The sequence below is a fragment of the Streptomyces sp. x-19 genome, assembly GCF_046549115.1.
GTDB lineage: Bacteria > Actinomycetota > Actinomycetes > Streptomycetales > Streptomycetaceae > Streptomyces > Streptomyces albulus_C.
In genome coordinates this window covers 42404-60084 of record NZ_JAJPWK010000026.1, presented here as the reverse complement: position 1 = coordinate 60084, position 17681 = coordinate 42404, and the positions used below count along the sequence as shown (strand labels likewise).

The following is a 17681-nucleotide window of genomic DNA, read 5'->3' as shown; positions in this document are numbered from 1 at the left end:
CCGTCACCAGGTCCGACAAAGAGACCTCAAGACGCCGAAGTCAGTAAGCGCGCAAAGCGACCGCCGCACGGGACCACACCTCGTCCGGCGCGCCGTTCGTCACCTCCCAGGCGGACGAGGTGACGGTGCCGCGCCCGCGGTAGCGCTGCATGACGGCCACGTGCGCCGGGGTGCTCAGGAAGCCGGTCAGGGCGGTGTGGTCGCGCCAGATCGCGACCGCCCCGCAGCGGCGTTGCCAGGGGCGGGTCCAGAGCCACATGCCGTGCGCGCCGTCCAGGTCGGGCCAGTCGGCCGCCAGGCGGCGCGCCGCGCGGTACACGTCGGGTAGGTCCGCGAGGCGGTGCAGCCGCAGGTCGGTGACGCTGACGAGGGCGGGTCCGGGCCGGCCGTCGTCCGGGCCGGCGATCCACGAGGTCCTCATCATGCCGGTGCCCGCCATTCCGGGGAGCGGCCCAGCATGGCCAGGATCCGGTCCAGCGCCCCGGCGTCCGCCTCTGCCGGGAGCCCGGGGCGGAACGCGCTGCCGGGTGCGAGCCGGGCCGCGCCGTCCGGGACCGCCCGGGCGATCGGGAGGGCCGCGGCGAGGAGTTCGGGGGCGGGGTCGTACCGCAGGTCCAGGCTGCGCGCGAGGTCCCAGCCGTGGACGACGTAGTCGATGAGGTGGAAGCCGACGGCCTGGACGGCGGGGAAGGTGCGGTCGGTGGTGAATTCCGGGAGGGCGCAGGGGTGGTCGGGGTCCGACACCGTCGCGAAGGCCGCGAGGACGTCTTCGGCGGCGAGGCGGTAGCGCATCGCCGCCACCCCGACGTCGTCGCCGAGCGGACGGACCGCCCAGTGCGTCAGGTCCCTGCCGCGTCCCAGGGCGGCCGCCGCGAAGCCGTGGTGCTGCGCCGTGAGGTGGGCGAGCAGGGCTGCCAGGTCCCAGCCGGCGCAGGGCGTGGGCCGGGCCAGGTCGCCGGGGGCCAAGCGGTTCACCAGCGCCACGCTGTCCCGCACCGCGCGGGCGTCGAGTCGTCGTAGCCGGTCCAGGGCCGTCGGCGCCGGCGCGTCGTCCGCGCCGGCCAAGTTCATATACATGCGCTTACGATCTGCCCGAGCGTACGATCTGTCAAGGGGTATTTTCCTGTGCATGGCCGAGCACGCAGCACCCCGCGACACCCCGCCCGGCGGGCGCCCCACCGACCGTCCCGACCTGGCCGCGATGCTGGTCCCGTTGTGCCGCGCCCTGGTGGACGCCGAGCGGCCGGTGCTCGACGCGCACGGGCTGGCGATGTGGGCCTACTCGGTGCTGCTGCACCTCGACGAGACCCCGATCCGCACCCAGGCCGCCCTCGCCGAGGCCATCCGGGCCGACAAGACCCGGATCATTCCGGTCCTGGACGACCTGGAGGCCCGCGGGCTGATCCACCGCCGCCCCGACCCCGGGGACCGTCGGGTCCGGCTGGTCTCGCTCACCCCCGAGGGCCGACGGCTGCGGGACGCCGTCCAGGCCGACATCCAGCGCGGCGAGGAACGGCTGCTCGCCCACCTCCCGGCCGCGGACCGGGACGGCTTCGTGCGCGGCCTCGTGGCGCTCCACGCCCTGCCCGAAATCCCCCCGCACCAGCCCTCGTCCGACGTCTGAGCAGGCCGGCACCATCATGGCCGCCGCACAACGGCGGATGCCGGCCGGGCTGCCCGAGGGCGGTGGTCCCGACCGGCATCCGCGGGCGCGGCGTCCGGTGACGTCAGACAGCGCCCGCGCCGCTCACTTCCAGCCGCCGTGCTTGAACCGGCCCTTGTGGGCGCCGTCGTGGAAGATCGGGTTGCCGTTGATGACGGCCGCGTCGAACGAGTAGCCGGCGTACCACCCCTTGCCGTAGTGGTGGTGCTTCCCACCGGCCGATGCGGTGCTCGCCCCGCCCAGGACGATGCTGGCGGCCAGGGCGCTGGCTGCGATCGCGGCGCGGATGCGCATGTCTGCTCCTCAGGGGAATCGAGGGGGTTGAATCGACCCTCTCAGGAATCACCCTGACGAATATGATTAAAACCTTTCTTACCGCCAATCGCGTGAGCCGCGGTCGGCCGGCGGACGGGCCGACCGCACGACGTCAACTTCCGCTGCCGGAAGTGGGGTTGGCGGTCGGTACCGGAACGTCCTGGGAGCCGTCACCCGGCCGGGCGGGCCCCGGCCGCAGCCCGAGCGTCGCCAGGACGACGGCGACCGCGAGGAAGGCCGCGAGCACGGCGAAACCGGTCAGGCTGCTCCCGGTGGCGTCGGTGAGCCAGCCCACCAGATAGGGGCCGGCGAAACCGCCGAGGTTGCCCAGCGCGTTGATCAGGCCCATCGCCACGGCCACCACCTCGAAGCGCAGGAGTTGGCCGGGGATGGCCCAGAAGGGGCCGTAGGGCGCGTACACCGCGGCGGCGGTGAGGCACAGCAGCAGCATGCGCGGCAACGCTCCGTCCACCACCTGCCCCAGCAGCAGGGCCACGATGCCGACGCCCAAGGGGACGGCGACCGCCTGCCGCCGCCGGCCGGTGCGGTCCGACCAGGCCGCGTTGGCGATCATCACGACCAGCGCGACGGTGAACGGGACCGCGGTCAGCAGCCCGACCTCGGTGGCCGAACCGTCGTGCGTGAGTTCCTTGATGACGGCCGGCAGCCAGAGGCTGAAGCCGTAGAAACCGGTGATCCAGAAGAAGTAGACGCCGATGAGGACCAGGACGGACCGCTGGCGGACCGCGGCGAGGTAGGAGCCGCCGGCCGCGGGCTTGGCGGCCTCGTCGGCGGCGATCTCCCGCGCCAGGTGGCCGGCCTCCGCGCGGGAGATCCAGCGGGCCTCGGCGGGGCGATCCGCGACCGCGAACCACCAGACCGCCGCCCACAACAGGGGCGGCACCCCTTGGAGGACCAGCACCCATCGCCAGCTCGTGTGGTCGAGCATCCACCCGGAGAGCGGTGCCATCAGCACCGACGACAGCGGCAGGCAGGCCATCCACAGGGCGTTGGCGCGGGCCCGCTCACGGAGCGGGAACCACGAGGCGAGGAGGATCAGCACGGCCGGCCAGACGCCGCCCTCGAAGAAGCCCAGCACGAACCGCGCGGCGTAGAACTGGGTGCGGGACTGCACCAGACCGGAGAGCGCCGCGGACAGGCCCCAGGCGACCATGAGGATCAGCACGGTCTTGCGGGCGCTCCAGCGCTGGGCGAGGACCGCCGCCGGGATCTGCAGGAAGACGTAGCCGAGGAAGAAGATGCCGCCGGCCAGGCCCTTGTCGGCGTTGGAGAGGTCCAGGTCGCCGTGCATGTAGGGCAGGACGACGGAGACGTTGTTGCGGTCCAGGTACGCCAGCATGTACATGATCGCCGCGACCGGGATGACGTAGACCCAGCGCTTGGCCGGCACCACACCGGCCGGTGCGGTGGCGGTCGGTGCGGTGGCGGCCGGGTGGTCGCCGCCGGCCCGCGGAGCGTCGTTCATCGGGCCACTGCCGTCCCGTAGGCGGCGCGGATCCGGTCCGTGCAACGGCTGAAGTCGGCGGCGGCGCGGAAGGCGGCGGCCATGGTGGCGTGCGAGGCGCGCCCGCTGCCGGCGAGGTCGAAGGCGGTGCCGTGGTCGACGGAGGTCCGCAGGATCGGCAGGCCGACGGTGACCGAGACCGTACCGGCGAAGTCGACCGTCTTGGCGGGGATGTGGCCCTGGTCGTGGAAGTGCGAGAGCACGCCGTCGAAGCGGCCTTCGAGCCCCTGGTGGAAGACCGCGTCGGCGGGCACCGGTCCGGTCACGTCCAGTCCGTCGGCCACCGCACCGGCCACCGCGGGGCCCAGCACGGTGATCTCCTCGTCGCCGAAGTGGCCGCCCTCGCCGCCGTGCGGGTTGACCGCGGCGACCGCGAGCCGCGGTGCGTCGTGGCCGAAGACCCGCAGTGCGGTGACCGCATGGCGGATGCTCGCGGCCACCCGGTCCTCGGTGAGCTGGTCCAGGGCCTTGCGGAGCGCGAGGTGCCGGGTGGTGAAGAAGATCTTCAGGCCGCGCACCACGAACATGGTGTCCACGCGGGCCGCCCCGGTCAGCTCGCCGAGCATCTCGGTGTGCCCCAGGTGCCGGGAACCCGCCGCCCAGATGGCCTCCTTGTTGATCGGTGCGGTGACGACGGCGTCGACCTCGCCGGCCAGCGCGGCCCGGGTGGCCGCCTCGATGGCGGCCACCGCCGAGCGGCCGGCGACCGCGTTCACCCGCCCCCAGGGCAGGTCACCGGGGGCGACGTCGAGGTCCCAGACGTCGATGGTGCCGGGGGCGAACCGTGCCTCGCCGGGCCCGCCCACCGGGTTCACCCGGACGTCGAGTCCGCAGAGCGCCACGGCGCGGCGCAGCACGGCGGCGTCGCCGACGGCCAGCCCGCGGCCGAGCGCCGCGCTCGCCGGGTCGGCGAGGGTACGGGCGGTGATCTCCGGTCCGATGCCGGCCGGATCGCCCAACGTCACGGCCAGCAGCGGGAGTTGCCCGGCAGGCGGCCGCCCGGATCTCATCGCCTCCGCTGTCTCCGCTGTCTCCGTCGTGTCCGTCATCGTCAACCGTTACCTTTCCGGGGTGAGCGCGGTGCGGGTGGCGGCCGCGCGCAGGTGTTCCAGGCAGTCGCGGGCCGCGTCCGGCCCGCCGATCAACCCGCCCTTCGTGGCGAAGGGCAGTCCATCACGGGGACCGCCGACCAGGCGTCCGGAGATGGCCAGCGGCAGCACCTCGCTGTCGATGGCGAAGCCGTCGGCGCCCAGCGCCGCGGTGACCGCGGCGGCGACGTCGCCGCCCGAGGCGTACAGCCCACCGGGGCGCAGTTCGTCCACCGCGCGCCGGGCGACGTCGGCCAGGCAGCGCAGGATGCCCGCCGCGGTGTCCGCACCGGACGGCGCCGCCCCCGGCGCGGCGGGCCGGACCCGGACGCCCAGGACGGTGGCGCCCGCGGCCGCGGCGGTGCGCAGCCCGTCCAGTGCCCGCTCGGCGTCGGGGCGGTCCGGGTCGACCTCGGTCCAGCGGGCGCCGAGTGCCGCCTCGGTGCGGGCGAGTTGGTCGCGGGTGCGGTCGGTGACGCTGCCGACGACGGCGAGCACCCGGACCGGGGCGACGGCGGGCCGGATGCCGAGCTCGGTGGCGAGGGCGGCGCCGAACGGGCCGGAGTCCAGGGCCAGCCAGCGGATGCCGTCCTGCGCCGCCAGTGCCGCGGCGGCCCGGGCGACCGTTTCGAGGTGGGTGTTGTCGGTGGCGTCGCAGACCACCACCTCGGCCGGGCTCGCCCGGAGCGCGGCGGCCACCGCATCGGGGCCGCACTCGACCACGTCCAGCGGCAGTTCGCCCGAGGTGCGACGGCTCTGGGCGCCCAGCACGGCGGTGACCCGGGAGTGCCGGACCGGATCGAACGGGTCGCGGGCCACCGCCGTGCGGGTCAGCGGCACCCCGTCGACGAGGTGCAGGCCGCCGACGGTGGTCCGGCCGGCGTCGGGGAAGGCGGGGACGGCCAGGACGCGCACCCGGCCGGCGGGGGCGCGGGCCGCCAACGCATCGGCCACCGCGTCGAGTTCGCTGCCCGGATTGCCGCGCAGGGTGGTGTCCACCCGCTTGACGACCAGCGGCGCGTCCCCGGCGGTGGCGGCGGCGGCCCGGACGGCGGCGTAGGCGCGGGCCGGGGACCAGTGCCGGGAGGCGGTGTTGACGACGAGGACGTCCACCCGGTGGGCGTAGCGGGCCACGTGGGTGGGGTCGCTGACGGTGACGGCCCGCAGGCCGCGTCGCGCGTACAGGGCGCCGGTGGCGTTGCTGCCGGTGAGGTCGTCGCCGATGACGAGCACCTGGGCCATGGGCTCCCCCTCCCGCCGGCTCCACAATGACCGGACCGCGCAAGGAAGTTGCGCGATTCACGCACTGGCAGGGTGGCGAGCGGCGGGACGCCTGTCAAGAGCCGGGCGTCGGGCCGGGGCCGTCCTCGGGCGCCGGCGGCCGACCGCACGGCAACACCGACCAGCCGGCCGCGGCGAACGTCGCCAAGTGCCGGGCGGCACCCCCGTCGTCCCCGTCGCGCGCCCCGCAACCGGGCTCCGCGGCGCCCGAGATGAGCCCGGTGCCGTGCGGCACCGCCGCCCAGTAGGGGAAGCCCCCGCCGCCGGCGAGCTTGGAGCCGTCGGCGAGCACCCAGGCGGTGCGGGCGCACCGCGCCATGGTCTCCTTCAGCGCGGCCTGCTCCGGGTCCGGGCAGTTCACCCCGCGCCGCGGGTCCAGGCCGTCGACGCCCAGGAAGGCGAGGTCCGGGGTGATCCCGCGCAGCGCCTGGTCGGTGCGGGTGCCCAGCAGCGACTCGTTGGGCCGCCGCAGCCGACCGCCGAGCACCACCACCTCCACCTCCGCGTCGGCCAGTTCGACGAGGGTGGACAGGCCGTTGGTGACGACCGTGATGTCGGTGCGGGCGCGCAGTTCGTGCGCCAGCCGCGCCACCGTGGTGCCGGCGTCCAGCAGGACCACGTCGCCGCTGCGGACCAGGGCGGCGGCGGTCCGGGCGATGGCGCCCTTCTCGGTGCGGTGCTGCCGGGCCTTGTCGTGCCAGGACCGCTCGGCGGCCCGGTGGTCGACCGCACCGCCGTAGGTGCGGGTGATCCGGCCGTCCCCGGCGAGCGCGGCGAGGTCGCGGCGGACGGTGGACAGCGAGACCCCGAAGGCGGCCGCCAGGTCGTGCACGCTGCCGTCCCCGACACCGAGCAGTTCCAGCATGCGTTCCCGCCGGTGGCGGGTGCTCGGACGTTCCCCACTGGTCACGTGACTGCGCCCCTCCTCGCCGCGTGCCGCCGCTCCCCCGACTGCCCCGAGTTGCGCGGTTCGCGCAACTTGAGGCTAGCAGCCGGGAGTTGTTCCGATCAGGGGCCGGCGTCGTCGGGGGCCGCCGGGGTCCGGACCGGGTCGGGCAGCGCCTGCTCCGTCCAGATCACCTTGCCGTCGCCGGTGTAACGGGTGCCCCACCGCTCGGCCAGCTGCGCGATCAGGAAGAGGCCGCGGCCGCCCTCGTCGGTGCTGGCGGCGTGCCGCAGGTGCGGCGAGGTGCTGCTGTGGTCGGCGACCTCGCAGATCAGCGAACGGTCGTGGATCAGCCGGACCCGGATGGGACCGGCGGCGTACCGGATCGCGTTAGTGACCAGCTCGCTGAGGATCAACTCGGTGGTGAACGCCTCCTCGGCCAGCCCCCATTCGATCAGCTTACGGACCGCGGCGGCGCGCACCTGGGCCACCGCGGAGGGGTCGGCGGGGACCTCCCAGTCGGCGATCCGCCCGGCGGGCAGCCGACGGGTGCGGGCGACGAGCAGGGCGATGTCGTCGGTCGGGCGGTCCGGCAGCAGCGCGTCGAGCGCGGCCTCGCAGGTCTCCTCCGGGGTCTGCTCGGGGCGACCGCCGAGGGTGCGGCCCAACAGGGCCATGCCGTCGTCGATGGCCCGGGAGCGGTGCTCGACGAGCCCGTCGGTGTAGAGCACCAGGCGGCTGCCCTCGGGAAGCCGGACCCGGCAGGTGTCGAAGGGCATCCCGCCGAGCCCGAGCGGCGGTCCGCCGGGCACCTCGACGAACTCCGCGCCGCCGTCCGGCCGCAGCACCAGCGGCTGGACGTGCCCGGCGCGGGCCATCGTGCAGTCGCCGGTGACCGGGTCGTAGATGGCGTAGAGGCAGGTGGCACCGGTGACGCCGGCCTTGGCGTCGCTGTCGGTGCCCTCGGCGCCCTCGTCCTGGTCGATGCGGGTGACCAGCTCGTCGAGGTGCCACAGCAGTTCGTCGGGCGGGACGTCGAGGTTGGCGAAGTTGTGGACGGCGGTGCGCAGCCGGCCCATGGTGGCGGCGGCGTGCAGCCCGTGGCCGACGACGTCGCCGACGACCAGGGCGACCCGGGTGCCGGGCAGCGGGATGATGTCGAACCAGTCGCCGCCGACGCCGCCCAGCCCGCCGAGTCCGGCGTGCGCCGGCAGGTAGCGGAAGGCGGCCTCGACGGCGTTCTGGTCGGGCAGGGCGCGCGGCAGCAGGCTGCGCTGGAGGGTGACGGCCATGGTGTGCTCGCGGGTGAAGCGGCGGGCGTTGTCGATACTGACCGCGGCCCGGGCGACCAGTTCCTCGGCGAGCGAGCGGTCCTCCTCGTCGAACGCCTCGGGGGTGTGCGAGCGCCAGAAGAGGACCACGCCGAGGACCACGCCGCGGGCCCGCAGCGGGACCGCGATCATCGAGTGGATGCCGTGTGCGACGATCTGCCGGGCGCGTTCGGGGTCCTGCCGCTGCCAGCCGGAGAACCCGGCCAGGTCGGCCTCCAGGACCGGCTCGCCGGCCGGCAGCCGGCTCCCGAGCACGGTGCTGGGGGCGAACCGCATCGGCTCCCCCACCGGGTAGAGCGACCCCTCGGGCACCTCGCCGCCGACCGCCGTGCGACGCATCTCGACGGCCGGTCCGTTCGGCTCGGGCTCCTCACCGTTCAGCACCGAAACCGCCAGGTCGACGGTGACGAGGTCGCTGAACCGCTCGGCGCCGAACCGCGCCAGCTCCTCGCAGGTGCGCACCACGTCGAGGGTGGTGCCGATCTCGGTGCCGGCGTCGTAGAGCAGTTTCAGCCGTCCGCGGGCGAGGTCGGCGCGGCCGGTCAGGGCCCGGAGTTCAGTGGTGTCGCGGAGCGTGGTGACGCTGCCGGGCGGGCCACCGGCGCGTTCGGTGGAGCGCTGGTTGACCGCGAGCAGCCGCTCCCCGACCGGATGCACCTCGTCGGTGACCACCCGGCCGGACTCCAGCAGCACCGCGGTGGCCGGGTCCAGGCCGATGGCGGCGACCTGCCGGCCCTCGACGTCCGGCGGCAGGTCGAGCAGGCGCCGGGCCTCGTCGTTGGCGAGCACCAGCCGCCCGTCGCCGCGGACGATGACCACGCCTTCCCGGACCGCGTGCAGCACCGCGTCGTGGTGCTCGTACATCCGCGTCATCTCTTCCGGGCCCAACCCGTGGGTCTGGCGCCGCAGGCGGCGGCTGACCAGGGCGGTGCCGCCGGTGGTGAGCAGCAGCACCCCGGCCGCGGAGCCGAACAGCAGCGGGAACTGGTCGTTGACGACGCCGCTCACCTTGGTGATGGTGATGCCGGCGGAGACCAGCCCGACGACCTTGCTGTCGTGGCCGACCACGGGCACCACCGCTTGGACCAGCGGTCCGATGGTGCCGTTGACCTTCTCGGTGGTGACGCGTCCGGCCAGCGCGGGCCCGATGTCGCCGACGAACTTCTTGCCGATGCGGTCGGGGAGCGGGTGCGTGTAGCGGATGCCCTGGGTGTTCATGACGACGAGGAAGTCGACCTGGGAGCCCTTGCGGGCGGCCTCCGCGCGGGGCTGGAGCACGGCGCTGGGGTCGGGGCCCGTCAGCGCGGCCGCGGTGCCGGGCGCGTTCGCGAAGGCTTGGGCCACGGCGACCGAACGGTGCCGGGCCTCCCGTTCGGAGTCGGTCCTGGACTGGAGCACCAGGGCCGCGATGGCGGCGGCGACGAGCAAGACGACGATCGCCACTTGCAGGAGAAAGACCTGACCAGCGAGGGTTCGCATCCTCAGAACCGAACGCGGGCGGCCGAAGCGTCCGGCCATGTCCTCTTTCTACACCTCCCGCATACCGTGGGCGAGCCGCGTGCAGCGCAGCGCAGCGGACCCCGAAATCCTGCGGCGCAGCAGCGTCAGTAAAACCTTTCGCCGGGTTTCCCGGCTACGGTCGTGCACTCCCCGAGCCGCCGCGTGTAACTCTTCCCACAGGCCGGAACGGTTGCGGAGCGGCCGCGGATCTGCCGGCCGCGGTTCGAGCCTCGCGCAACGTCCCTGGTCAGCGGTGCTTACTCGGGAGTCCGTCGGGGCGCGGGGGCGGCCGGTGGGCGCCCGGGGCCGGGCCGGGGGCCGTCGGGCGCGTATGAGACGTTCGTGGGATGCATGTTGCAGCAGAGGAGATCCGGGCCGAGGCGGCGGTGCTCATCGACCACCACGCGCGCGGCACGTGGCAGCCGAACGACGCGGACCGCCGGGCCGCCGTCGCGCTGTTCCGCTGCCTGGAGACGGGTCTGCCGCTCAGCGGCGAGCAGATCCGTACCGCCCTCGCGGGCCCGGAGCCGGCGGCGCCGGCGACCGCCGGGCTGAGTGCGCTGCTGCGGGCCACCGCCGGTCTGCTGGACGACGCGGACGTGGCCGACGGCCCCGCCGGGCGGGACGCCGTCGACCACGTCTGTCTGCTGTTGGACGCGCTGGCCCTGTCCCGGCCGAACGGCCGGTGAGGACGGCGCGGACCGCTCAGGAGCGGTCCGGACCGGTTGCCGTGGCCAGTTCGTCCTCGGGGACCGAGATCACCCAGCGGCTGTCCTGCCGCGGGCGGAGGTAGAGCGCCCAGTAGGCGGTGGCCACCACGATCAACCCGCCCGTGATCAGCAGGCTCTTGGCGCTCTGCTGCGCCAACACCCAGGCCAGGACCAGCACGATCAGCACCGGGATCACCGGCCACAGCGGCATCCGCCAGGCGAGCCGGTTCTTGTGCTCGCCGCGGCGGGAGACCAGCGCGCCCAGGGCGACGAAGACGTACATCCCGGCGACGGCCACGCCGGTGACCTCGTTGAGGGTGTCGAGGGTGGCGAAGCACAGCGCGGCACCGGGGACGCCGACCGCGAGGGTGGCCGCCCAGGGTGAGCCGAAGCGCTTGCCGACGTGCGAGAAGATCCGGTTGACCGGGGCCGGCCAGGCGGCGTCGCGGGCCGAGGAGAAGACCACCCGGGAGTTCTGGATCACCATCACGATCGCCGCGTTGATGATCGCCAGGGCGATGCAGAGGCTGACGAAGGTGCCAATGGCGGAGTTGCTCCAGCCCTGCACCATGCCGGCGACGTCGCCGGCGCCGAGCGTCTTGAGGTCGGGGGCGCCGAGGGTGATGGCGACGACCGGGACGAGGACCACGGCGGCGCCGATGCCCAGCGTCCACAGCACGGTGCGGGAGACGTTGCGCCGCGGGTTCTCCATCTCCTCCGCGAGGTACACCGCGGTGGAGAAGCCCTGGAGGATGAAGAGCGCGGTGGCGAGGCCGGTGACGATCAACCCGCCGGTGACCGCGGTGCTGGTGCCGTGTCCGGCGTCCATCACCGGGTGGACGAGGGTGGCGGCGGAGCGGTGGGTGTGGCTGAAGCCGAGGAAGGCCACGACCGCGGCGGCCACCACTTCCAGGACCAGGAAGATGCCGGTGATCCAGGCGTTGGCGCGCAGGTCGAGCAGGCCCATGGCGGTGGCCAGCAGCATCACCGCGGCGGCCGTCATCTGCTTGTCCAGGTGCACGATCGGGGCCAGGTAGTCGGCGGTGCCCAACGCGATGATGGGCGGCACGATCATGACGACGATCAGCGAGAGCACGAAAACCAGCCAACCGGCGAGCCGGCCCATCAGGGTGCCGACCATGGCGTACTCGCCGCCCGAGCTGGGGACGAGGGTGCCCAACTCGGAGTAGGTGAAGGCCACTCCCACGCAGAGCACCGCGGCGATGGCGATGGTCAGCGCCGTCCCGGTGCCGAGCGTGGCGAACGAGTCCGGCACGATCACGAAGAGCGAGGACGCCGGGGTCAGGCAGGACAGGGTGAGCAGGGTGCCGCCGACCACACCGATCGACCGGGTGAGTTTGGGGCTGTCCGCCGGTGTCGCGCTGCGGAATTCCGACGCTGCGGTGGCGGTGACAACGGGCGTGGTGGGCATATCGGTCATCCGGGTCCCATCGGTGCTGGAGGGCAGGAAGGGGGTGGCACTGTCGGAGGGAGTGCCGGAAAGCGGTCGCACCAAAGGCACTGCGGGGCCGCTTCGGTGACCGGAATACAACCTCCGTCAGACACTCCCGTCAAGAGTTCATTAAGGCCGTATGGCAACGAAATCCGTAGCCGCCAGAACGCCAAACATGGTTATCCACGTCACACAGGCGCCGTTCACGCGGATTCCGTGGGCCTGCGGCGGGCTGCGGATTCTTCGGCCGCACGGTCCGACGACTTTCTCCCCGCCGGTCCGCCAGGCCGCGGGCGTCAGCCCTCGGAGCCCCGGACGCGGGCGATCAGCAGCGCCACGTCATCATGGTCGTTGCCGTGCCGCAGCTCGCCCAGGAGGCGGTCACAGAGGTCCTCCAGCGGCCGCTCGGGCTCGGCGAGCAGTCCCAAGAGACGGTCCAGACGGGCGTCGATGGCCTGGTCGCGGGTCTCGATCAGCCCGTCGGTGTAGAGCACCAACTGATCGCCGGCGCGCAACGGCACGGTGGTCTGCTCGAAGGTGACGTCACCGACCCCGCCGACGCCGAGCGGGGCGCCGGTGGGCAGGTCGAGGAGTTCCGGCGGCCGGCCGGGGCGCACCACGACGGGCGGCAGGTGGCCAGCGACGGCGATCCGGCACTCCTCGCGGTGCGGGTCGTGCACGGCGTAGAGGCAGGTCGCGAAGGCCGGGTCGAGGCCACCGGCGATGTGGTCGAGGTGGTGGAGCACGCCGGCGGGGGCGAGGTCGAGGTCGGCCAGTGCGCGGGTGGTGGTGCGCAACTGGCCCATGGTGGCGGCCGCGTTGATGCCGCTGCCCATCACGTCGCCGACGACCAGAGCGGTCTTGTCGCCGGCGACCGGGATGACGTCGTACCAGTCGCCGCCCACCTCACTGGCCGCCTGCGCGGGCTGGTAGCGGTAGGCGATGTCCATCGTGGTGGGCTGCGGCGGCCGGTGGTTCATCAGGTGCCGCTGGAGGGTGAGCGCGGTGCGCCGTTCGCTCTGGTAGGAGCGGGCGTTGTCGATGCAGACCGCCGCCCGGGCGGCCAGTTCGACGGCGAGCACCGCGTCGTCCTCGTCGAACGGCACCGGATTGTCCGTGCGGTACAGCGAGAGCGCACCCAGCACCTCGCCGCGGGCGATCAGCGGCACCGCCAGGTAGGAGTGCAGCCCGGCCTCCCGCAGCAGCTCGGCACCCTGCGGGTCGGCGGCGATGTGCCGCCGCTCGTCCGGACCCACCTCCGCGACCAGCACCGGACGGGCCTCGGTGACGCAACGGGTGATCAACCGCTCGGTCTCGTAGGCGGCAAGCTGCCCGGTGGGGTCGGCGGCCCGGATGGCGGGCGTCTCGCCGGCCGCGGCGACCGCCAGGGCCCGGAACCGGGCCGGTCCGCCCCGGCCGGGCATGGGCGGACGACGGCCGTCCAGGACGGCGTCGAGGACGTCGACCGCGGCCAGGTCGGCGAGCTCGGGCACGATGACGTCGGCCAGTTCCTGGGCGGTCTGGCCCACGTCCAAGGTGGTGCCGACGCTCGCCGAGGCGTCCGCGATGATCGCGAGGCGCCTGCGGGCCCGGGCCGCCTCGGTCGCCGCCCGATGCTGCTCGGTGACGTCCACGACCGAGGTGGCCAGGCCCAGCACCCGCCCGTTGGCGTCCTCCAGCCGGTAGTACGACACCGACCACGCCTGGTCGACGTCGGGGTGGGCGGCGGTGCGGCCGACCGAGAACTGGTCCAGCAGTGGCCGGCCGGTGGCCAGCACCTCGCGCATCCGCTCCTCGATGACGCCGGTCTCCAGGAACGACAGGGCCTCCCGGACGTGCCGGCCGAGGTGCTGCTCGGCCGGCAGGTCGTTGATCCGCTCCAGTGCCGGGTTGACCATCACGAACCGCAGGTCGCTGTCGAGCACCGCCAGCCCGATGGGCGACTGGGCCACCAGCCGCACCGACAGCGCCAGGTCCCGCTCCACCTCGCGCAGTACGGCCTGGTCGGTGGCGATGCCCAGCGCGTAGGTGGCGCCGTGCTCGTCCTGGAGCCGCATGTTGCGGAATTCGACCAGTCGGGTGCTGCCGTCCTTGTGGCGGACGGGGAAGACCCCGGCCCAGCTCTCGCCGCCGGACATCACCTGCGCGAAGAGGCGCAGGACGAGTTCTACGTGCTCGGGGTGGACCAGCAGCCGGGCGGCGGACCGGCCGAGCGCCTCCTCGGCGGTCCAGCCGAAGAGTTCCTCGGCCTGGGGGCTCCACAACGCGATCCGGCCTTTGGCGTCGAGCATGACGGCGGCGACGCCCAGCACGTCCAGCAGACCGCCGGGCTGCGCCGGCCCGGCACCGGCCTGGGCAGCACTATCCGGGAACGCGTCGGTCGCACCCATCCAGGCACTCCTTCCGCCGGTCTCCTGACCGACAGCCGTGGCGCTCCGTGCACGGCCGTTTCTCGCCGTGCTGCCGCTGCCCTCCATCATCCCTCGACACCGGACGGACCCGCAGGCAGAGCGGGGCCCAGCGCAGGCGAGGGCCGTACCGGATGGAGCATTATGGGCCGCCCTCACCCGACCGGGCGACCCGGTTGACGATATTGATCCACTCAGCGGTGGCCGGACAACGCCCGCGCCGGGACACCCGACTTGGAGATGTCGATCTCTTGGGACTACCCTGACATTAGTTGCTGGAGGCAACCAATAATAGATTGTCGCACCCCCGGCGTACCCGCATGCGCCGCCGGGGTCAGGAGGAAGCCCCCGATGCCCATATCCGACCAGCCGTTCCGCACGTATGTGGAGGAGAACCTCGATGCGCTTAACCGCGACCCGGACCTTGAGGTCCTGGTCCACCAGGGCCGTCGGGTCACCGGCGGCGAGTTCCGCAGCCTCGTGCTGCGGATGGCCCGCGCCCTGCGCGACCGCGGCGTCGCCCGCGGCAGCACCGTCACCCTGCTGAGCGGCAACCTCCCCGAGACCGTCGCCGCCCGCTACGCCGCGAACCTCGTCGGCGCCCGGGTGAACCACCTGTACAACAAGCTCTCCGCCGACTCCCAGGCCGCGATCGTCCGCGACGTCGAGACCCGCGCCCTGATCGTGGACCCGCGGCTGGCCGAACGGGCCGCCGAACTGGTCGAGTTGGCACCCGTCGACGACGTCCTGGTGCTCGGACCGGCCAAGCTGGGCACCGACCTGCTGGAGCTCGCGGCCGGCCGGAGCGACGAGCCGTTCGCCTCCGACGCCCAGCCCGAGGACATCTGCACCATCCGCCACACCGGCGGCACCACCGGCCACCCCAAGGGCATCTGCACCACCTTCCAGCAGGTGCGCTGGTTCCAGGGCGTGCTCCCGGAGTACGAGGGCGTGCAGCACCGTCAGCTGGTCTGCACCACCCTCGCCCACGCGGCCGGGTACATGGCCGACACCATGCTCCAGTCCGGCGGCGCCGTCGTCCTGCTCGACGACTTCGACGCCGAGGAGGTGCTCGCCGCCATCGAGCGCGAGCGGATCACCGCCCTGTTCCTGCTGCCGCCGCTGCTGTACCAGCTGATGGACCACCCCAACCGGCCGCAGACCGACACCTCCAGCCTGCGCATGGTCACCTACGGCGGCTGCCAGGCGTCACCGGCCCGACTCGCCGACGCGGTACGGACGTTCGGCCCGGTGCTCGTGCAGGGCTACGGCCAGAACGAGGCCGGCGGCATCAGCGTGCTGCTGCCCGAGGACCACGACCCGGACCGCCCCGACCGGCTGCGTTCGGCCGGCAAGGTGCTGCCCGACGTCGAGGTGGCGATCCGTGACGAGTCCGGGCGGGACCTGCCGCCCGGCGAGCACGGCGAGGTCTGCGTCCGCTCCGCCATGATCATGCAGGGCTACTGGAAGCAGCCGGAGCTCACCGCCGAGGTGCTGCGGGACGGCTGGCTGCACACCGGCGACGTCGGGTTCCTCGACGACGAGGGCTACTTGACCATCGTCGACCGGCTCAAGGACATGATCGTCGTGGTCGGCGGCCACGTGTACACCACCGAGCTGGAGGACCTGCTGAACTCGCACCCGCAGGTGCTGCAGAGCGCCGTCTACGGCGTCCGCGACGCCGACCGGATGGAGCGGGTGCACGCGACGGTGGTGCGCACACCCGGCGGCGACGTCGACGCGGAGCAGCTGCGCGCGATGGTCCGCGAGGTCCGCGGCGCGATGTACGAACCGGCCCGGATCACCTTCGTCGACGCGCTGCCGCTGACCGACGCGGGCAAGCCGGACAAGAAGGAACTCCGCCGCCGCGCCGAGGAGTCGGTCGCCGCGGTCTGATCCTCCCCCGTCGGCCCCGGGACACCGGCGCCGGACGAGCAACGGCGGGCCGCCGCAGTGCGCAACTGCGGCGGCCCGCCGGGCTGCTAACGGTCAGAACCACCAGCCGAACAGGCCGTGGAGGATGCGTCCCAGCAGCCCCAGATCGCGGCCTTCGCAGCCCTCTCGGCCATGGTGGCCCTGCCGGCCGTGATGGCCTTCACGGCCCTCGTTGCCGAACCGACCGAAGCCGAAGAAGCCGCACTCGTCGTGCCGGCGGTGACGGAAGTCGCGACCGTGGTGGCCACGACCGTGGTCACCGCTCACCGCAACGGTCTGGCCCTGAGGAGCGGCCTCGGCCATACCGGCAACGGGAACGACGGTCGCGGCGGCCAGCGCCGCGGCGGCCAGGGAACGCCCTATGAACTTACGCATTGCGCTTCTCCTGATTGGCAGGAAATCGGACAACGTGATGGGTACCTCGCGCCGCGGCGTTCCTCGCAGGCGCGGCCCGCGGCCACTCCAACGGCCGCCGGAATTGGGCCGATCGAGGCAGCCACGGGCCGCCCGGGCGGGCCCTCCGCCAGCCGGAATCCGCTGGTCACCGGGGGCGCGCGGTCAGTGCTTGCGAGCCCGGCTCGGCTGGACCCGGGCCGGTTCGCCGGGCATCTTCGGGTGGTCCGGTGGGTACGGCAGGTCGCCCAGGCCCTCGTCTGCGGCGTGCCGGTCGGCCAGCTCCAGCAGAGACTCCAGGCCGAAGGCGTGGTCCGCCATGTCCGCGTGCACGTCGCCGAGTTCGGCGAACCGGGGCGGCACCGTCCGCAGGTCGAAGTCCTCGGGCACGACGTCGGCCAGCTCTTCCCAGTGCAGCGGGGTGGAGACCGTCGCCCGGGGGCGGGCGCGCAGCGAGTAGGGCGAGGCGATGGTGCGGTCGCGGGCCATCTGGTTGTAGTCGACGAACACCTTCGCGCCGCGCTCCTCCTTCCACCAGGCGGCGGTCACCAGCTGTGGCAGCCGCCGCTCCAGCGCCCGGGCCACCGCGATGGCCGCCCGTCTGACCTCGGTGAACGTCCAACGCGGGTGGATCGGCACGTAGACGTGCACGCCGCGGCCGCCGGAGGTCTTCGGCCAGCCGCGCAGCCCGTACTCGGCCAGCAAAGCGCGCAGTTCGTGCGCGACGGTGACGGCGTCGGCGAAGTCGGTGCCGGGCTGCGGGTCGAGGTCGATCCGGAGTTCGTCGGGGTGTTCGGTGTCCGCGCGGCGGACCGGCCAGGGGTGGAAGGTCAGGCAGCCCAGGTTGGCCGCCCAGAGGACGGCGGCGGGTTCGGTGGGGCAGATCTCGTCCGCGAACCGGCCGCTGGGGAAGGCGATCCGGGCGGTGGGCAGCCAGTCCGGCAGCCCCTTGGGGGCCCGCTTCTGGTAGAAGAACTCGCCCTCGACGCCGTCCGGGAAGCGCTGCATGGTGGTCGGCCGGTCGCGCAGGCCGCGCAGCACGCCGTCCGCGACGGCCAGGTAGTACTGGGCGACGTCCAACTTGGTGAAACCCCGCTCGGGGTAGTAGGTCTTGTCCGGGTTCGAGACGCGCACGGCGCGCCCCGCGACGTCCAACTCCACCGCTCGGGATCCGGCCATGCCTCCACGCTAGG

Annotated in this window: 15 protein-coding genes; 3 read left to right on the top strand and 12 right to left on the bottom strand. The window is 73.5% G+C overall.

Annotated elements, in window-relative coordinates; all coding sequences use genetic code 11:
• Positions 1-40: 40 nt before the first annotated feature.
• Both ACLJT4_RS35405 and ACLJT4_RS35400 read right to left on the bottom strand, forming a co-directional pair.
• Positions 41-424 (bottom strand): hypothetical protein, encoded by a 384-nt coding sequence (locus ACLJT4_RS35405; RefSeq protein ID WP_411128795.1) that lies wholly within the window; start codon positions 422-424, stop codon positions 41-43.
• Entirely contained in the window at positions 421-1077 is a 657-nt protein-coding gene (locus ACLJT4_RS35400; protein WP_411128793.1) for a TIGR03086 family metal-binding protein, read from the bottom strand. The genes ACLJT4_RS35405 and ACLJT4_RS35400 overlap by 4 nt, the downstream gene beginning before the upstream one ends.
• A 52-nt stretch (positions 1078-1129) precedes the next feature.
• Between ACLJT4_RS35400 and ACLJT4_RS35395 the strand changes: the two genes are divergently transcribed.
• Positions 1130-1624, top strand: coding sequence for a MarR family winged helix-turn-helix transcriptional regulator (locus tag ACLJT4_RS35395; RefSeq protein ID WP_016578118.1), 495 nt, complete (start codon positions 1130-1132; stop codon positions 1622-1624).
• Between the two features lie 123 nt (positions 1625-1747).
• Here the strand turns inward: ACLJT4_RS35395 and ACLJT4_RS35390 are convergent, their stop codons facing one another.
• The 6 genes from ACLJT4_RS35390 to ACLJT4_RS35365 all read right to left on the bottom strand — a co-directional run bounded on the left by ACLJT4_RS35390 (position 1748) and on the right by ACLJT4_RS35365 (position 9607).
• Positions 1748-1957 (bottom strand): hypothetical protein, encoded by a 210-nt coding sequence (locus tag ACLJT4_RS35390; protein WP_016578117.1) that lies wholly within the window; start codon positions 1955-1957, stop codon positions 1748-1750.
• A gap of 133 nt (positions 1958-2090) precedes the next feature.
• A complete protein-coding gene (locus tag ACLJT4_RS35385) occupies positions 2091-3464 on the bottom strand; it encodes an MFS transporter (protein WP_411128791.1) in 1374 nt (457 codons plus the stop codon).
• On the bottom strand, positions 3461-4552 hold the full coding sequence (gene pdxA, locus ACLJT4_RS35380; RefSeq protein WP_411128789.1) for a 4-hydroxythreonine-4-phosphate dehydrogenase PdxA: 1092 nt from the start codon (positions 4550-4552) through the stop codon (positions 3461-3463). The genes ACLJT4_RS35385 and pdxA overlap by 4 nt, the downstream gene beginning before the upstream one ends.
• A gap of 9 nt (positions 4553-4561) precedes the next feature.
• On the bottom strand, positions 4562-5833 hold the full coding sequence (locus ACLJT4_RS35375) for a four-carbon acid sugar kinase family protein (protein WP_411128787.1): 1272 nt from the start codon (positions 5831-5833) through the stop codon (positions 4562-4564).
• Between the two features lie 94 nt (positions 5834-5927).
• Complete coding sequence (locus ACLJT4_RS35370) at positions 5928-6782, bottom strand: DeoR/GlpR family DNA-binding transcription regulator (RefSeq protein ID WP_411128785.1); 855 nt, start codon at positions 6780-6782, stop codon at positions 5928-5930.
• A gap of 98 nt (positions 6783-6880) precedes the next feature.
• Positions 6881-9607, bottom strand: a complete 2727-nt coding sequence (locus tag ACLJT4_RS35365; protein ID WP_411128783.1) for a SpoIIE family protein phosphatase — start codon at positions 9605-9607, stop codon at positions 6881-6883.
• Positions 9608-9936: 329 nt separating this feature from the next.
• Here ACLJT4_RS35365 and ACLJT4_RS35360 point away from each other — a divergent pair, with 329 nt between their 5' ends.
• On the top strand, positions 9937-10278 hold the full coding sequence (locus ACLJT4_RS35360; RefSeq protein ID WP_411128781.1) for a hypothetical protein: 342 nt from the start codon (positions 9937-9939) through the stop codon (positions 10276-10278).
• A 16-nt stretch (positions 10279-10294) separates the two neighbouring features.
• Here ACLJT4_RS35360 and ACLJT4_RS35355 read toward each other — a convergent pair whose 3' ends face one another.
• Together ACLJT4_RS35355 and ACLJT4_RS35350 are read right to left on the bottom strand one after the other, a co-directional pair.
• Positions 10295-11740, bottom strand: coding sequence for an APC family permease (locus ACLJT4_RS35355; RefSeq protein ID WP_411128779.1), 1446 nt, complete (start codon positions 11738-11740; stop codon positions 10295-10297).
• A 308-nt stretch (positions 11741-12048) separates the two neighbouring features.
• Positions 12049-14142, bottom strand: coding sequence for a SpoIIE family protein phosphatase (locus tag ACLJT4_RS35350; protein WP_411128777.1), 2094 nt, complete (start codon positions 14140-14142; stop codon positions 12049-12051).
• Between the two features lie 369 nt (positions 14143-14511).
• Between ACLJT4_RS35350 and ACLJT4_RS35345 the strand changes: the two genes are divergently transcribed.
• Positions 14512-16056 carry an AMP-binding protein gene (locus ACLJT4_RS35345; RefSeq protein ID WP_411128775.1) on the top strand — a complete coding sequence of 515 codons (1545 nt, stop codon included), beginning with the start codon at positions 14512-14514 and terminating at the stop codon, positions 16054-16056.
• Positions 16057-16149: 93 nt separating this feature from the next.
• On the opposite strand, the gene ACLJT4_RS35340 is transcribed toward ACLJT4_RS35345, so the two are convergent.
• Positions 16150-16470, bottom strand: a complete 321-nt coding sequence (locus tag ACLJT4_RS35340; protein ID WP_016578713.1) for a hypothetical protein — start codon at positions 16468-16470, stop codon at positions 16150-16152.
• A 183-nt stretch (positions 16471-16653) separates the two neighbouring features.
• Positions 16654-17667, bottom strand: a complete 1014-nt coding sequence (gene ligD / locus ACLJT4_RS35335) for a non-homologous end-joining DNA ligase (RefSeq protein ID WP_411128773.1) — start codon at positions 17665-17667, stop codon at positions 16654-16656.
• Positions 17668-17681: the final 14 nt, after the last annotated feature.

Bases quoted from the DNA above. Each gene is read 5' to 3' on its own strand.
- ACLJT4_RS35405 (WP_411128795.1), bottom strand. From the start codon at position 424: ATGATGAGGACCTCGTGGATCGCCGGCCCGGACGACGGCCGGCCCGGA.
- ACLJT4_RS35400 (WP_411128793.1), bottom strand. From the start codon at position 1,077: ATGTATATGAACTTGGCCGGCGCGGACGACGCGCCGGCGCCGACGGCC.
- ACLJT4_RS35395 (WP_016578118.1), top strand. From the start codon at position 1,130: ATGGCCGAGCACGCAGCACCCCGCGACACCCCGCCCGGCGGGCGCCCC.
- ACLJT4_RS35390 (WP_016578117.1), bottom strand. From the start codon at position 1,957: ATGCGCATCCGCGCCGCGATCGCAGCCAGCGCCCTGGCCGCCAGCATC.
- ACLJT4_RS35385 (WP_411128791.1), bottom strand. From the start codon at position 3,464: ATGAACGACGCTCCGCGGGCCGGCGGCGACCACCCGGCCGCCACCGCA.
- pdxA (WP_411128789.1), bottom strand. From the start codon at position 4,552: ATGACGGACACGACGGAGACAGCGGAGACAGCGGAGGCGATGAGATCC.
- ACLJT4_RS35375 (WP_411128787.1), bottom strand. From the start codon at position 5,833: ATGGCCCAGGTGCTCGTCATCGGCGACGACCTCACCGGCAGCAACGCC.
- ACLJT4_RS35365 (WP_411128783.1), bottom strand. From the start codon at position 9,607: ATGGCCGGACGCTTCGGCCGCCCGCGTTCGGTTCTGAGGATGCGAACC.
- ACLJT4_RS35360 (WP_411128781.1), top strand. From the start codon at position 9,937: ATGCATGTTGCAGCAGAGGAGATCCGGGCCGAGGCGGCGGTGCTCATC.
- ACLJT4_RS35355 (WP_411128779.1), bottom strand. From the start codon at position 11,740: ATGACCGATATGCCCACCACGCCCGTTGTCACCGCCACCGCAGCGTCG.
- ACLJT4_RS35350 (WP_411128777.1), bottom strand. From the start codon at position 14,142: ATGGGTGCGACCGACGCGTTCCCGGATAGTGCTGCCCAGGCCGGTGCC.
- ACLJT4_RS35345 (WP_411128775.1), top strand. From the start codon at position 14,512: ATGCCCATATCCGACCAGCCGTTCCGCACGTATGTGGAGGAGAACCTC.
- ACLJT4_RS35340 (WP_016578713.1), bottom strand. From the start codon at position 16,470: ATGCGTAAGTTCATAGGGCGTTCCCTGGCCGCCGCGGCGCTGGCCGCC.
- ligD (WP_411128773.1), bottom strand. From the start codon at position 17,667: ATGGCCGGATCCCGAGCGGTGGAGTTGGACGTCGCGGGGCGCGCCGTG.